The 14884-nt window shown below is 74.1% G+C and carries 11 protein-coding genes; 5 read left to right on the forward strand and 6 right to left on the reverse strand.

The window, feature by feature from the left end; translation table 11 throughout:
• Positions 1 to 12: 12 nt before the first annotated feature.
• Positions 13 to 1470: a hypothetical protein gene (locus OG276_RS36060; RefSeq protein WP_266912061.1), complete on the forward strand. Its 1458-nt coding sequence runs from the start codon at positions 13 to 15 to the stop codon at positions 1468 to 1470.
• A gap of 36 nt (positions 1471 to 1506) precedes the next feature.
• Here OG276_RS36060 and OG276_RS36065 read toward each other — a convergent pair whose 3' ends face one another.
• Complete coding sequence (locus OG276_RS36065) at positions 1507 to 2289, reverse strand: lysophospholipid acyltransferase family protein (RefSeq protein ID WP_266912063.1); 783 nt, start codon at positions 2287 to 2289, stop codon at positions 1507 to 1509.
• 75 nt (positions 2290 to 2364) lie between these two features.
• On the opposite strand from OG276_RS36065, the gene OG276_RS36070 reads away from it, so the two are divergent.
• Positions 2365 to 2652 carry an acyl carrier protein gene (locus OG276_RS36070; protein ID WP_266912064.1) on the forward strand — a complete coding sequence of 96 codons (288 nt, stop codon included), beginning with the start codon at positions 2365 to 2367 and terminating at the stop codon, positions 2650 to 2652.
• A 38-nt stretch (positions 2653 to 2690) separates the two neighbouring features.
• On the opposite strand, the gene OG276_RS36075 is transcribed toward OG276_RS36070, so the two are convergent.
• Positions 2691 to 3626 carry an ion transporter gene (locus OG276_RS36075; RefSeq protein ID WP_266912065.1) on the reverse strand — a complete coding sequence of 312 codons (936 nt, stop codon included), beginning with the start codon at positions 3624 to 3626 and terminating at the stop codon, positions 2691 to 2693.
• Positions 3627 to 3835: 209 nt separating this feature from the next.
• Between OG276_RS36075 and OG276_RS36080 the strand changes: the two genes are divergently transcribed.
• A complete protein-coding gene (locus tag OG276_RS36080) occupies positions 3836 to 5164 on the forward strand; it encodes a CoA transferase (RefSeq protein ID WP_266912067.1) in 1329 nt (442 codons plus the stop codon).
• A 135-nt stretch (positions 5165 to 5299) separates the two neighbouring features.
• On the opposite strand, the gene OG276_RS36085 is transcribed toward OG276_RS36080, so the two are convergent.
• Positions 5300 to 7324, reverse strand: coding sequence for a putative Ig domain-containing protein (locus tag OG276_RS36085; RefSeq protein ID WP_266912069.1), 2025 nt, complete (start codon positions 7322 to 7324; stop codon positions 5300 to 5302).
• Between the two features lie 587 nt (positions 7325 to 7911).
• Between OG276_RS36085 and OG276_RS36090 the strand changes: the two genes are divergently transcribed.
• Positions 7912 to 10752, forward strand: a complete 2841-nt coding sequence (locus tag OG276_RS36090) for a LuxR family transcriptional regulator (protein WP_266912071.1) — start codon at positions 7912 to 7914, stop codon at positions 10750 to 10752.
• A 136-nt stretch (positions 10753 to 10888) separates the two neighbouring features.
• Here OG276_RS36090 and OG276_RS36095 read toward each other — a convergent pair whose 3' ends face one another.
• From OG276_RS36095 to OG276_RS36105, 3 genes are all read right to left on the reverse strand, one after another.
• Positions 10889 to 12334, reverse strand: a complete 1446-nt coding sequence (locus OG276_RS36095) for a glyceraldehyde-3-phosphate dehydrogenase (protein WP_266912073.1) — start codon at positions 12332 to 12334, stop codon at positions 10889 to 10891.
• Positions 12335 to 12415: 81 nt separating this feature from the next.
• Positions 12416 to 13075 carry an NADPH-dependent FMN reductase gene (locus OG276_RS36100; RefSeq protein WP_266913408.1) on the reverse strand — a complete coding sequence of 220 codons (660 nt, stop codon included), beginning with the start codon at positions 13073 to 13075 and terminating at the stop codon, positions 12416 to 12418.
• Between the two features lie 131 nt (positions 13076 to 13206).
• The gene (locus OG276_RS36105) at positions 13207 to 13974 is read right to left on the reverse strand and encodes a 3-hydroxybutyrate dehydrogenase (protein WP_266912075.1); all 768 of its coding nucleotides are present in this window, start codon (positions 13972 to 13974) and stop codon (positions 13207 to 13209) included.
• A 162-nt stretch (positions 13975 to 14136) separates the two neighbouring features.
• On the opposite strand from OG276_RS36105, the gene OG276_RS36110 reads away from it, so the two are divergent.
• The gene (locus tag OG276_RS36110) at positions 14137 to 14850 is read left to right on the forward strand and encodes a hypothetical protein (RefSeq protein WP_266912078.1); all 714 of its coding nucleotides are present in this window, start codon (positions 14137 to 14139) and stop codon (positions 14848 to 14850) included.
• The last annotated feature ends 34 nt before the right edge of the window (positions 14851 to 14884 follow it).

Consider the following 14884-nt stretch of genomic DNA (forward strand, 5'->3'; position numbering starts at 1 on the left):
GGAGACAGCGAGATGACCTCCGACCACGACGGCGACTCCACGGCCAAGACCGCCCCGCGACCCCCCGAGACGGCTTGGGCCCTGGAGAACGCCGTGTTCACCGCGGCCATGGTCGCCCAGCGCCTGCCCTGGACGGACGCCGTGGCCCGCGCGCTCGGCCTGGAGCACCTGACTCGCGAAGGGGTGCGGCGCGCCCTGCTGGAACACCTGCGGCGCACCCGCTCCGGGCGCCCGGTCCGGCTGCGGACGCCCTTCGGGAACTTCCTCGTACCGCTGACCCCCGAAGCGTCCGAATCCCTCCTCGTCCGGGCGGACGAGGAGCGGGCGTTGGAGCCCGCGGTCGGGCTCACGGACGCCGGACAGCGGTACGGGCTGTCCCCGCACACGGCGCTGACCTGGGAGGGCGTCGCACCGGGAGGTGAACTGCCGACGCTCGTGACCCAGTACGCCGACGAGGCGGTCGAGGGCCGGCGCGGGGACGGCACCCTGGAGTGGCAGGCCTGGGGCCGGACCACGGCGGCGCTGGCCCGCCACCTGGTGGCGGGCGGGGCGGCCGCCGAGGACACCCTGCTGAGCGAGATCGTCACCCGGGCCGCCACGGCGGACGGCCGGGGTGCCCGCGCGGACTTCGAGGCCGCTCTGCGGCGCAGGACGGCCCGCTACCTGGAGGGCCCGGATCCGGACTCCCTGGTCGGCCGGCTGGTCGCGGCGGGAGCCTCGGCGGACACCGTGTCCGCCGCGGTTGCCCACGCGCTCGCCCTGGTCACCGGGGCCGCCACCGCCACGACCCTGCAGGCCCTGGCCCTGCACACGGTGGAACCGGCGGCCGCCCCGGAGGAGGCCGTGGCCCGGGCGCTGCGCCACTACCCGCCGGTGGCCGCCGCCGTGCACCGGGTACGCGCGCCGTTCGTCTGGGAGGGCCTCGGGATCGGCGCCGGGACCGAGATCCTGTGCGCGCCGGGCTGGCTCCCCGCGCCGAAGGGCGGCGCCGGGCCGGGCGCCTGGCCGTCCGCGCTGTGCGGGGCGCCCGGCGCGTGCGCGGCGACCCGGCTCGCGGTGCTGGTCGCCGAGGAGCTCGTCCGCGCGATCACCGCGGCCGCCCGGCCCTTCCTGGTCTCGCCGCGGCTGACGGCCGGCCGGCTGCCGGGCACCCTCGAAGCGGGCTCGCTGCTCGTCTCGCTCCGGGAACTCGCGGGCGGCCGGGGTGACGGCCGGGTGACGGTCGGCAGGCCGTCGGTCCTGCCGGTCCCGGTGCGCGGCTGTACGTCCGGGTCCTACGGGGCCCTGGCGCAGACCAGCGCGGAACGCCTGGCGGCGCACGCGGAGAGCCTCGCGGCCTGCGCCGGGGCCGAGGGCTGGGACCGGGACGAGGCGGGGGAGGGTTTCCGCATGGTCCTGCTCGACCACGCGGGACGGTGCGCGCGGGCGGCCGACGGCGTGCGCAGGGCGGCCGACCGCCTGGCGGACTGAGAGGTGGGACCCGGGCGGCGCACGGTCGCCGCCCGGCTACCAGAAGGGCGTCTCGCGCCTGCCGCGCTCCCGGTCCACCAGGGACTGCACGGCCTCCTGGGCCTGGTCGCACATCCGCCGGGCCGCAACCTTGCGCACGGAGTAGGACTCTGGCCGGGGCGGTGCGGGGATGGGCTCGCCCACGGTGATGAGCCACTTCGCCGGCAGCGGGAGGAGCGTGGTGAGCGGGAAGTAGGGGAGGTCGAACAGGCGGGCCAGGGCGGGGACGTCACCGAACTTGGGGTACGCCTCCTCGGCGCCGATCACGGACACCGGTACGACGGGAGCCCCCGCCTGGACGGCGGTGGCCGCGAACCCGGGGCTGAACGGGCGCAGCCGGTAGCGGCTGCGGAAGGGCTTCTCCAGACCGGAAATTCCCTCGGGAAACACCCCCACGAGTTCCCCGGCCTTCAGATGTTCCAGCCCGAGTGTCGGATCGAGCGGAAAGGCGCCCATTTTCCTGGCGTACGAACCGATCACCGGAAATCGAAAAGTCAGAGATGCGGCCGGAACGTTCAGGGGGCGGTTCAGAATGCGGGTGAGGGATTTGACGAGGACGAACGCATCGAGTCCCCAGGCGCCCGAATGGTTGGCCACGATCATGGCCGGCCCTTCCTCCGGGATGTTCTCCCAACCGGTGACCTCCAGGCGGAAGTAGTCCTCCATCAGCCAGTCGAGCAAGCGGTCCCAGGCGCTCTCCCCGGCTTCGCCCAGCCGCTCCTTCGCGTAGCGGAACTCGGCGGCCCCCGCCTCCATCACGTCGGTCACGCTTTCTGACACGAGTATTCTCCTTTTCCTGCCGGTCATCGGCGCCACCTTGGCGCAAGGGCCGCAATATCGCAAACAGGAGCTGTCATGACCAGTTCGGCCCCCGAATCGACCGGATCGATGATTGATCTGATCGGCGAAATCATCCTTTCGATGGGGGAGTCCTCTGCCGAGGACGTCCACGCCGGTGCCCGGATGGGGGACCTGCTGACCGACTCGCTCATGGTGGTGGAGATGGCCATGGCCCTGCAGGAGAAGCTGGACGTCAAGGTGGACGAGGAGGAACTCCGCGACGTCACCGTCGCCGAGTTCGCCGCGCTCATCGACGCCCGCCGCGGCTCCGTGGTGCCCCCGCGGGACGGCGCCGCCCGGTAGCCGGGCCCGGCCGGAGCCGGGCCCGGCTCCGGCCGGGCCTAGCGGGCGCCCGCCGAGGCGTGGGCCGGCGGAGCGGCGGTCGCCGCCGGCGCCGACGTGGCGTGTACGGCGTCGAGCTGGGTCTCCATGTCGTCGAGCGCGCTGCGCACCGCGGCGATCCGCAGCAGGAGTTCGTCGGCGGCGTCCGGCGGCGACTGCTTCGCCAGGAGCAGGGAGCGCTTCTCCTCCTTCTCGGCCTCGTCCTCCATCTCCCGCGCCTCCTCAAGGGCGTTGAGGACCACCCCGATCAGGACGTTGACCAGCACGAAAGAGCCGAAGAGCACGTAGGAGGCGTAGTAGAGGAGGCTCAGCGGGGAGATGGCCAGCCCCGCGTGGACGGCATCTCCGAGCCCTTCGAGCGTCATCAGCAGGAACAGGGTCAGTGCGGCCCGGCCGATGGACCCGTAGTGCTGCGGGTCGTGGTCGGCGAAGCAGATCCAGCCGATCATCGCGTACACGTAGACGATCAGCGCGCCCACGAACAGGAAGCTGACGGTACCGGGCAGGCTGCGGCCCACCGCGACCAGCAGGACCCGCAGCTGGGGCATGAACCGGGCGGTGCGCAGGACCCGGGCCAGCCGCAGCAGCCGCAGGAGCGTGGTGTTCTCCCGGAGGAACGGGATGAAGGCCGAGGAGACGACCAGCAAGTCGAAGATGTTCCAAGGGTCTTGGAAGAAAGCTTTCGGCCGGTCGGCGTGAGCGCCGAGGCGGAGCAGCATCTCCAGAGTGAAGGCGATCACGCAGAAGCGCTCGGCCGCCGAAAGGAGGCCGTCGTACTCGGCGGAGAAGCCGCTGTACGTCTCGGCCCCCAGCAGTGCGGCGTTGAAGAGGATCACCGCGAAAACGGTGAGCGAGAACGCGGGCGCCTCGCACACGTCGCGGCAAGGTGCGGCAAGCCTTCCACGCCAGGTGTCCACCGCGGTCGGGTCGGTCATCGTGCTCCCTCGTACGGGCCACCGGCCGCCCCCGGACCCGCACGCGCCGGCTGCGCCGCGACGGAAGACGAGGCAGCCGAGGCGATGTTCATGTTCCGGGTCGTGTAACGCCGTACGGGCGAAATCGAGACGCCCTGGCGCGCTACATCGCCCGATCGGGGACCCGACCCGCCCCGTGAGGGCCGGGGCGCGGTGTGCAGGATGGGCGTATGACGAGTCGTGATGGTGGGACCGGACAGGCATGGGCCGCCCTGGGCGGCCCGGAGGAGCTGGCGGGGCGGGTCGGCTACGAGGGGCCGAGCGGCCTGGGGGACGGGCCGCTGCCCGTACGGGAACTCGCGCGGGCCACCGTGGGCGTGTGCGCGCTGGCCGCCGCGGAACTGGCCGCCGTACGGGCCGGGGGCGGCGCCGACGACGTGGCTCCGCTGCTGGTCGACGAAGGGGCCGTGGCCACGGCGTTCGTCAGCGAGCGCCACCTGCTGGTGGACGGCCGGACGCCCGTCACCTTCGCGCCGCTGTCGGGCTTCTGGCGCGCGGCCGACGGGTGGGTGCGTACGCACGCCAACTATCCGCACCACGAGACCGCGTTGGTGCGCGTCCTGGGTGCCGGGACCCGGGAGGGCGTGGCCGCGGCGATCGCCCGGCGGCGGGCGGTGGACGTCCAGGAGGAGGTCTACGCGGCCGGCGGTCTGGCGGTGGCCGTGATGACGGAGGGCTACGGCGCGCCGCAACCCCTCGTGGAACGGACCGGTTCGGGCGGGTGCGGACGGCCCCTCGGGGCGGTCGCCGCGGACACCGGGCTGCCGATGGCCGGGGTGCGGGTCCTCGACCTGACCCGCGTCATCGCGGGGCCGGTGGCCACCCGGACCCTCGGACTGCTCGGCGCGGACGTCCTGCGGATCGACTCACCGGGCCTCCCCGAATCGGACGACGCTTACGCGGACACCGGCTTCGGGAAGCGCTCCGCCCTCCTCGACCTGGAGGAGACGGGGGACCGGGCGGTGTTCGACGAGCTGCTGGCCGGCGCGGACGTGGTGGTGACGGGCTACCGGCCGGGGGCACTGGAGCGGTACGGGCTGGGCGCGGAGGAACTGCTCGCGCGGCGGCCGGGGCTCGTGGTGGCCGAGCTGTGCGCGTGGGGCAGGCGGGGCCCCTGGGCCGGCCGCAGGGGCTTCGACTCGCTCGTGCAGGCGGGGTACGGGATCTCCACGGCCTGCGGTGACGGGCACGGCCCCGGGGTGCTGCCGGCGCAGGCACTGGACCACGGCACGGGGTACCTGGCGGCCGCCGGGGTGCTACGGGCCCTCGCGGAGGGCGGTGGCCAGGCCCTGCGGTTCTCCCTGGCGGGAACGGCGTCGTGGCTGGTCCGGGAGGTCCCGGGGGCGGGCGCCGCCGTACCGGGGTACGCCCCGCAACCGTGGCTGCGCGAGACCGCGTCGGGCTACGGACCCCTGCGGTACGCGGCCTCGCCGCTCGGGGGCCGCGGCTGGGAGCGGGGCCCCTCCCGCTGGGGGACGGACCGGCCCGCCTGGCTCTGAGCCGGGGCGCACCGGGGGCGGGTCCCGCGACGAGGCGGGGCCCCGGCCAAGGTGTCGGCCGGGGCCCCGCCGGGTGGTGCCGACCGCCTCCGGGGGTGTGGAGGCGGCGGGGGTCTATGGGTTCGGACCGGCGGCTCAGAAGTAGACGTTCCAGGTCACGCTGACCGAGGAGGACTTGCCCGCCGCGTCGGTGACGGTCAGGGTGCTGCCGCCGAACCCCCAGGTGGTGGGCGAGCCGGTGATGACACCCGTGGTGGTGTTGATGGTCAGGCCGGCCGGCAGACCCGTGGCCTTGAAGGCGTACGGCTTGGTGCCGCCGGTGGCCTGGAGGGCGAGGGTGACGGGCTTGCCGATGTAGACGGTCTGGTTGCCGGGGCTCGTCAGGACAGGGCTGGTGCCCGTGACGGTGCTGACGGTCCAGGAGAAGGTGGCCGACGCGGTCTTGCCCGCGTTGTCCGTGGCCGTCACGGTCACGTTGGAGGTGCCGGCCGTGGTGGCGGTGCCCGTGATGGCGCCCGTCGAGGAACCGATGCTCAGGCCGGCGGGCAGGCCCGTGGCCGACCAGGAGTAGGGCGCGGTGCCGCCCGCGGCCTTGACCGTGAGGTTGGCCGCGGCGCCGACGGCGGAGCTCTGGCTGCCGGGGTTGGTCACGGACAGGGCCGTACCCGCGGTCGTGATCGTCCAGGAGAAGGAGGTGGAGCCGGTCTTGCCGGCGTTGTCGGTGGCGGTGACGGTCACGTTGGAGGTTCCGGCCGTGGTGGGGGTGCCCGTGATGGTGCCGGTCGAGGAGGCGATGGCCAGCCCGGCGGGCAGGCCGGTCGCGGACCAGGTGTAGGGGGCCGTGCCGCCCTCGGCGCTGTTGCGCAGCTCGGGTATCCGGGCGCCGATGACGCCGCTCTGGGCCGAGACCGCGGCGACGGTGACGTTGCCGGGCTGCGGGGTGGTGACGACCAGGGCCAGGTTGAACCTGGTCAGGGCCTCGACCACGGGCTGGAAGATGGTGAACTTCTCACCGCTGCCCGAGGTGCAGGTGGCACTGCCGCCGCCGGAGTGCAGGCCGACGCCCTTGCCGCCGGTCGCGGTGACGTACGCGCCGCCCGAATCGCCGCCCGCGGAACAGGCGTTGGAGTACGACAGGCCGTCGATGACCACGCTTCCGTAGTCCACGCTCTGGTTGACCTTGGTGACCTCGCCGCACCGCATGCCCGTGGTCTGCCCGGAGCGGCAGATCGCGGTGCCGACCACGGCGTCGGCCGAGCCGGTGACGGCGATGGCGGTGTGGGTGGAGTCGCCCGCGACGTAAGGGGAGAGGTTCCACCCCGACTGGTCCACGTCGACGACGCCCATGTCGCCTTCCCGGGCGTTGATGCTGCTCTGCCCGTCCTTGTTGGACGTGCCCACGCGGGTCCCGTCCTTGCCGTAGGCGGCCTGGTTGGCGTCGTTGGTGCAGTGACCTGCCGTCAGGAAGGTCTTGGCGCCCCCGGTGACCCGGGTGGCGGCGAAGCCGATGGAGCACGGGCTCTCGCTGCCCGGCACCCACTTGTCGCCGCCGGTCACGTCGGCCTGCTGCCGCGGGCTGTCGGAGGTCTCCGTGACGTGGACGATGCCGCCGAGGGCGGCGAGGCGGGCCACGAAGGCGTCCGTGGAGGCGTTGCGTGCCGTCCGGTCCACCGTGACGTCGATCCGGTTGTTCCGTACGTCGGGACCCCACGACACCACACCCGCGATTCCGGACCCGATGTCGCGCGTCACGGTCCGGGCGGTGGCGGCCAGTTCGGCCCGGCTGTAGCGGGCCGGTCGGGCGACGGCGCCCGCCTCCCGCACCAGCGCCGCGTCCGCCGCAGTGGAGACGGCCGCGTTCAGGCGGCCCGTGGAGGAGTCGAACCACATGCCCGCCACCCGGTCGCCGACCCGGCCCCGGACGAGGGTGGCTGCCCGGCCGGCCGCCGCTTCGTCGGCGATCCGGTCGCGGGCCTGGTCGGCGGAGAGGTGCAGATCGCGCTGCAGGGCCTCGAGGACCCGCGGGGACACGGACGGTCCGGGCTGCGCGGCCACGGTGGCGTGTGCGGGCAGGACGCCCAGGCCGCCGAGCGCGACGACGGCCGTGACGGAGGCGGCCGTAACGGAGGCCCACTTGGACCTGATTGGCAGATTTCGCACGGAATTCCCTTCATGGGGGCGGACCGGAGGGGTAGGCCGGTACGGATGCGGGTCCCGTGGGGGAGCACGGGACCGTTTCACACCCCGGGGCCCGCATTCCGGGGAGCCGCGTCCGCGCACTCCGGGGTGGCCAACAGAGTGATCCCGGGCCGGTGTCGGGAGCATCGGAGGAATCCCTTGCTGCCGACCGCGCGGAGTACGGGGACCGCGGGCACCACGAGGGCCACTCGGCGGGGCTGACTCAACACGGCACGTCCCGCCCCGCGTTGGTTGCCGACGTCGACCGGTCGGCGCATGCCCGCCCGGCGCGGGCGGCGGCCCGCGCCGCGCGCGGAGCCGGCGTGCCGGGCCCGTCGTGCCGGGCCCGGCACGGAATGCGGCGAGCCGTCCGGACCACGCCCCCGCTCCTCCCGTGGAGGGCAGTGGTGCTCCGGGTCTGCCACCCCGCACCCGGAGCGCGGACGGCCCGCCGTCGCACCACCATCACCGGGAGCGGCACCCCTTGGCATCAGGGGAATCCCTTGATCCTCCGGCCCGGCCGCGTCCGGCGTTGTCACGGGAACCGACGCCGCCTACGGTGCCTCCTCGTGACGCCAGACAGCGATGTGGACCACCCCGCGGGCCTCGCCGACTCCGACGGCCCCGCCCACCCCGTGCCGTGCGCGGGGGCCCGGCGCGCGGTGTCGGGCGCGGCCGCCCACGCGGCCGGAGTGCTGGAGCGCGACGGGCGGGTGGCGCTCGCCGGCCCCTGGGGCGCGGGCAAGACCACCGTCCTGGAGGACGTACTGGGCACCCTGCCCTCTGGCCCCGGCCCCGGCTCCGGGCGGACGGTGCTGCGCGTCACGACGGTCGAAGAGGACCGCGACCACGTCTTCGGCGCGCTCGCCCAGATGCTGTCCCACTGCGGCGCCGCCCAGCTCGCGGCGCTCTCCGGCAGGCAGAACGAGGTGATCGACCGGATCCTGCACCGGGGCGCCGACGAACCGCTCGCCGCCTCCGAGCAGTTGCCCGCCCGCCTCGCGGTGACCGCGCTGCTCGCGTCGGACCGCTGGATCCTGGCCGTGGACGGGGCCCAGTGGCTCGACCCGGCCAGCGCCGACGTCCTCGGCTACGCCCTGCGCACCCTCGCCGCACCGGGTCTCACCGCGATCGTCACCGAACGTGTCCACGGCCGGGCGCAGTGCGCAGCCCGGCTGCTCGGCGGCCACCCCGTCCAGGTCGACGTGGACCCGCTCGACGCCGAGGAGACGGCCACCCTGCTCGACGCGCACGGCCTGCCCACCCGCTGGGCGGGCCCCCTGCAGAGCCACTGCGGCGGCCACCCCCTGCTGACCTCCGTGTCCTGTACGGCACTTGCGCGACTGCCCGCCTCGCAGCGGCACCGGCCCGCCATGGCCGAGCAGACGGTCGACGCGGCCGGAGCCTGGCTGCGCGCCACGCTGGGCGAACCCGCCCGGCACACCCTGTTGCTCGCCGCCCTGACGAGCCGGCCCTCGCTGCCGCTGCTCCTGCGGGCGGGCCGCTCCGATGCCGAGGAACACCTGGCCCAGGCCCAGGCCGCCGGGGTGCTGAGCGTGGACGCCGCGAGCGCCGTCCACTTCACGGCGACGGCCCTGGCCCGGGCGGCCGCCCGCTCCGGGGCCAGGCACTTGCGTGCGGCCGCCCACCTGACGCTCGCGCGGGCCGTCGGAGACCCGGTGCACGAGGTACGCCACCGGGCGCTGGCCGCGGACCTGCCCGACCAGGGGCTGGCCGAGGACACCGAGACCGCGGCGGCCACCGCCCGCGAGGCCGGCGAACGGGCCCTGGCCGCCGAGCTGTTCCTCCTCGCCGCCGAGCTCACCCCGCCGGCCCGGTCCGCCCTGCGCATCCGCAGGCTCTCGTACGCCGCCCAGGAGGCGGCCTGCGCCGGCTCCGTCGACATCGCCCGGCAGGCGGCCGACGCCCTGACCGCCAGCAGGGCCGAGCCCACCGACCAGGTCACCGCGCTCCTGGCCGTCGTCGACGCCCACGGCCAGGCCGTCTCCGATCTGGAGCCGCTGCTCGCGCGCTGCCGGGAACTGGCGGCCGGTCACCCCGACCTCCTCGCCGCCGTCGAGCTCCGCGCGGCCATCGCCGCCAACGTCGCGCACTCGGCCCCCGAGCGGGCCCTGCGCGCGGCGGGCCGGGCAGCCGAACTCGCCGCCGCCGGCGGCCACCGCCCCCTGCAGGCGGCCGCCCTGACCATGCGCGCCCGGATGGAGCGCGTCCTCGGCACCGCCGACGCGCCGGGCACCCTCGCCGAGGCCCTCGCCCTGGGGATACCGGCCCAGCACTCAGGCATCCGCAACAGCGCCCAGTACCTCGCCGCCCGGCACGCCGTCTTCGACGACCGGCTGGCCGAAGCGCGCGAGCGGCTCGTGGAACTGCTCGCGCTCGCCGAGCACGGGGGCGACGCCGAGGACCTGGTCGACATCTGGCGCAGCCTCGCCGAAGTCGACACCCGGCTCGGTGCGTGTTCCCCGGCGCTCGCGTGGGCCGATCAGGCCGTACGGCTGTCCACGGAGGCGGGGCTGTCCATGGGCCCCGCCTGGTACACGGCGGCGCTGACGCAGAGCGCCGCGGGATCGTTCGCGGCCGCCCTGCGCACCGCGTCCTGCGGGGCCCGCGCCTCGCAGGAGGAGGGGGACGGGCTGTACGTGTCGCGCAACCTCTGGGTCATGGGCGCGGTCCAGCTGCACACCGGGGACGTGGCCGACGCGGTGGCCTCGCTCACGGCCGTCGCCGAGGCCGAGCGGCACGTCCCCTCGGCCGACCCCGGCATGTTCCGCTGGCAGCCGGACGCCGTGGAGGCCTTCACCTGCGCGGGCCGGCTCGACCTGGCCCGGGAGCTGCTGGAGCGCACACGGTCCGTTCCGGGCCCGGCCGGGGCCGACTCGGGGCCGGGGGCGGCGCTGGACCGCGCCCACGGGATCCTGCTGGCCCGCGGCGGCGCGGTGGAGGAGGCGAGCGCCCTGCTCCACGGCACGGCGGCCGCCTTCGAACGGCTGGGGCTGCCCCTGGAGCAGGCCCGTACGCTCCTCGCCCTGGGCCGGGTCGAACGGGCCCGCCGACGCCAGGCGGCCGCCCGCGCGGCCTGGGAGGCGGCCCGGGCCGTCTTCGAGGACACCGGTGCCCGTCCCTGGCAGGAGCTCACCCGGGAGCTGCTCGACCGGGCGGGCGGATCGGCTCCGGCCACCGGCCCGGCCCCCGGCGCGGGCAGGCTGACCGATTCCGAGTCGCGTCTGGCGGACCTCATCTGCCAGGGGGCCACCAACCAGCAGGCCGCCCAGCACATGTTCATCTCGGTGAAGACCGTCGAGGGCATGCTGAGCCGCGTCTACCGCAAGCTCGGCGTCCGCTCGCGCACTCAGCTCGCGGCGGCCCGCGCCGCCGCGGCGCCGTCCTAGGGCCTGTCGTCACACTCCCGTCCGCGGGCGACGACGGGAGTGTGACGACAGGCCCTGGGACGCACGGACGCCCCCCGAGTGACCTGGGGTCGCTCGGGGGGCGTTCGGTGGATCCGGTCCTACGGGGCCTGGGGGATCAGACCGCCGGCGCCGGGTAGGTCGGGTACTCGACCCCGGAGACGTACTGGACGACCCGGACGACCTGGCAGGAGTAGCCGAACTCGTTGTCGTACCAGAGGTAGAGGATCGCGTTGTCGCCGTCGACCTTGGTGGCGCCCGCGTCGACGATCGAGGCGTGACGCGAGCCGATGAAGTCGCTGGAGACCGCGTCGGGCGCCGTGGTGAAGTCGATCTGGCGCTTCAGCGGAGAGGTCAGCGACACGTCGCGGAGGTAGTCGAGCACCTCTTCGCGGGTGGTCTCGCGGCCGAGGCGCAGGCTGAGGATGGCGATCGAGACGTCCGGGACGGGGACGCGGATCGAGCTGCCGCTGATCGGGGCCTTGAGGTCGGGCAGCGCCTTGGCCACGGCCGAGGCGGCGCCGGTCTCCGTCATGACCATGTTGAGCGGCGCGGAGCGGCCGCGGCGGTCGGCGCTGTGGTAGTTGTCCAGCAGGTTCTGGTCGTTGGTGAACGAGTGGACGGTCTCCACGTGGCCGCGCAGAACGCCGTACTCGTCCGCCATCGCCTTCAGTGGCGGGACGATCGCGTTGGTGGTGCAGGAGGCGCAGGACAGGATCTGCTCGTCCGGCTTGATCGTGTCGTGGTTGACCCCGTGCACGATGTTGGGGACGTCGCCCTTGCCCGGAGCCGTCAGGACGACCTTGTCGATACCGGGGCGCAGGTGCTTGGAGAGCCCCTCGCGGTCGCGCCACTTTCCGGTGTTGTCGATGAGGATGGCGTCCTTGATGCCGTACGCCGTGTAGTCGACCTCGGACGGGTCGTTGGCGTAGATCACCTTGATCTCGTTGCCGTTGGCGATGATCGTGCTGGTCGCCTCGTCCACGGTGATCGTGCCCTGGAACTGGCCGTGGATCGAGTCGCGGCGCAGCAGCGAGGCGCGCTTGACGAGGTCCGCCTCACCGCCGCCGCGGACGACGATGGCACGCAGGCGCAGGCCGTTGCCGGAACCGGTCTTCTCGATGAGCAGGCGGGCGACGAGGCGACCGATGCGGCCGAAGCCGTAGAGGACCACGTCGCGGCCCTCGCCGCGCTCGATCTTGTTGTCACCCGTGGCGCCGGAGACGGCGCCGGCGGTGAACTCCTCCACCGACAGACCGCGGTCGTCCGTCGCGTACGCCGCGGCGAGCATGCCGAGGTCGATCTGCGAGGGACCGAGGTCGAGGGTGGTGAGCGCCTGCAGGAACGGCAGGGTCTCGGTGACCGAGAGCTCCTCGCCGTCGATCTGGCGGGCGAAACGGTGGGTCTTGAGAATGCTCACCACGGACTTGTTCACCAGGGAGCGGCTGTGCAGGAGGATCGTGACGTCCCGCTCCCGGTGCAGCTTGCCGATGATCGGAATCATCGACTCCGCGATCTTCTCGCGGTTCTTCCAGTTGGTGAACGAGTCGTCATTGACAGTCACAGAATTATCTTTCGAGCTAGGCGGCGCTCATATGCTAACCCGCGCGCGGATCGCCCTGTCAGCCACCCCCTGAGCAGCCCGTCAGCCCTCCGCGCGCTGGGTCACGGGAGCGGTGCTCTCGTCGCCCAGGAACTCGTACCAGCGGCGCTGGAGGCACAGGTAGCGGGTGTCCGCCTCGGCGAGCGCGAGGAAGGAATCGACCGTGTCGGCCAGCCGCTCGCGCAGGCCCGCATCGGTCAGCTCGCCGTCCTCGCCGAAGGCCGAGTGCGCCATGGCGAGGCTGAACATGTCGGGGTAGACCCGGGCCCCGAGGTGTTCCAGCGGGATGCGCAGCGCCCAGAGCCCGCGGTTCCCGCCGATCGTCGACGGGGAGGCGGACACCAGCAGCGTCTGCTTGTCCTTGAAGGGCTGCGGCCGGAACCGGGACACCCAGTCGACGGCGTTCTTCAGGACGCCGGGCACGGAGGCGTTGTACTCGGGCGAGGCGATCACCAGGGCCTGCGCCGCCAGCAGCCGCTCGCGCAGGGCGGCCGCCCCCGGGGGCTGGCCGTCGGCCTGCTCGGCGTCGCCGTCATAGGTGGGCATCACGAAGTCCCCGATCCGGGCGAGGTCCGCGACGGCGCCCGACCGCTCGACCTGACCGGCGACGAGCGCGGCCAGCCGGGCGTTCACCGAGCCCTCGCGGGAGGACCCCGCGAGGACGAGGACCCGTAGCGGGTCGGCTCCGGTGGTGACGTTCAGGGGATCCGGGGCGGCCGGATCCTTCGGGAACTTCGGGCTCTGGGGCTGGTTCGCTTCGCTCACGTGCGGGACCGTACGGGACCCACCGGCGCTCCCCGCGGCGCGGCGCACGGGCTGTCACCCGGACGGGGTCAGTTGGCGCTCCAGCCGCCGTCCAGGGGGAGCGAGGTGCCCGTCACGTAGCCGGTGTGCGGACCGCACAGCCACAGGGCGGCCGCCGCGACCTCCTCGGGCTCGATGAGCCGCTTGATCGGCGACCGCGTCAGCAGCACCTCGCGGAGCACGTCCCCGGCGTCGATGCCGTGTGCGGCGGCCTGGTCCAGGATCTGCCCCTCGACCAGGGGGGTGCGGACGTAGCCGGGGCTGATGCAGTTGCTGGTCACCCCGTACGGGGCCCCCTCGATCGCGGCGACCTTGCTCAGCCCCTCCAGGGCGTGCTTGGCCGCCACGTAGGCCGATTTGTACGCGCTGGCGCGCAGCCCGTGCACGCTGGAGATGTTGACCACCCGGCCCCAGCCGGCCGCGTACATGTGCGGCAGCACGTGACGCAGCAGCAGGAAGGGAGCGGTGACCATCACCTGCTGGATCAGCGCGAAGCGCTCGGGCGGGAACTCCGTGATCGGAGCGACGTGCTGGAGCCCGGCGCTGTTGACCAGGATGTCGACGCCGGCGGGCAGGCCCCCGATGGCGTCGGGATCGGCCAGGTCGACCACGTGGGCGTGCCCGCCGACGAGGCCGGCGACGGCCTCGGCCGCCGCCGCGTCCACGTCGGCCACGTGCACGGTGACCCCGGCCTCGGCCAGGGCCACCGCGCAGGCCCGGCCGATGCCGCTGCCGCCGCCCGTCACCAGGGCGACGCGCCCCGGCAGACCGGTGGGGGAGGGAAGTTCGCTCGTCATGGCCCGAAGCGTAGGGAGAGCCGCCGGTGGCGCCCACGGCGTCGCCCCCCATACCCGGAGCCGCCCGTATGGGGGTGATCACCATGGGGGCGGACGCGGAACCGGCGGAGCCGGGCGTGCGTCACAGCGGTGCCGATCCGGCACCGGAGTACGAGGGGGACGATGATGCGTCGAGTCAGCGACAGCTACCTGCGGGTGATGAAGGCGAAGGCCGCGGTGGCCGCGGCCGTGAGCGTGGGCGCCGCCGCCGTGCTGCTCACCGGCTGCGGAAAGGCCGTCGTGGCCGACCCGGTCGATCCCGGCGGGGCACCGGCCCGGCCCACGGCGTCCCAGCCGGCCGCGCCGGCCAAGACGGACGGGACCTGCCCCGTGGTCGAGCCCACCGAACCGCAGCCGACGCCGACGCTGATCGACGGCACCCCGGCCAACACTCCCGAGGGCGAGCGGCTCGCGCAGGCCATCGGGGGGCAGGGCTACGGCGCCTTCGCCGACGTCTACTCCACCCAGATCGTGGACCACCCGGTGGGCCGGGTCGCCCTCTGCGTCACCGACCTCGCCCGCGGCCGGCTCCTCCTGGCGGCGGCGCACGCGGCGGACCCGGAAGCGGACCCGGCCCGGGCCGACCTGTACCTGAGCACGTACTCGCACCGGACTCTGCTGGCCGCCGGAGACAAGCTGATCGGTCAGAAGCTCGGCTTCCCGATCTACAGCGTTTCCGGAAGCCACGGCGCGGCGGTCGAGGTCACCTCCACGAAGGAGGGCGCCGCGTCGGCGGAGTTCAAGGCGAAGCTGGAGAAGGCCACCGGGGGCATCCCCGTCGCCGTCACGGAGGGCGAGCAGCCCGTCCTGCTGGAGGGACCGCTGACCGCTCCCTGACCGGTGCCCCTGACCGGTGCTCCTTGACGGGCGG

The sequence above is a fragment of the Streptomyces sp. NBC_00086 genome (assembly GCF_026343255.1).
Classification (GTDB): Bacteria; Actinomycetota; Actinomycetes; order Streptomycetales; family Streptomycetaceae; genus Streptomyces.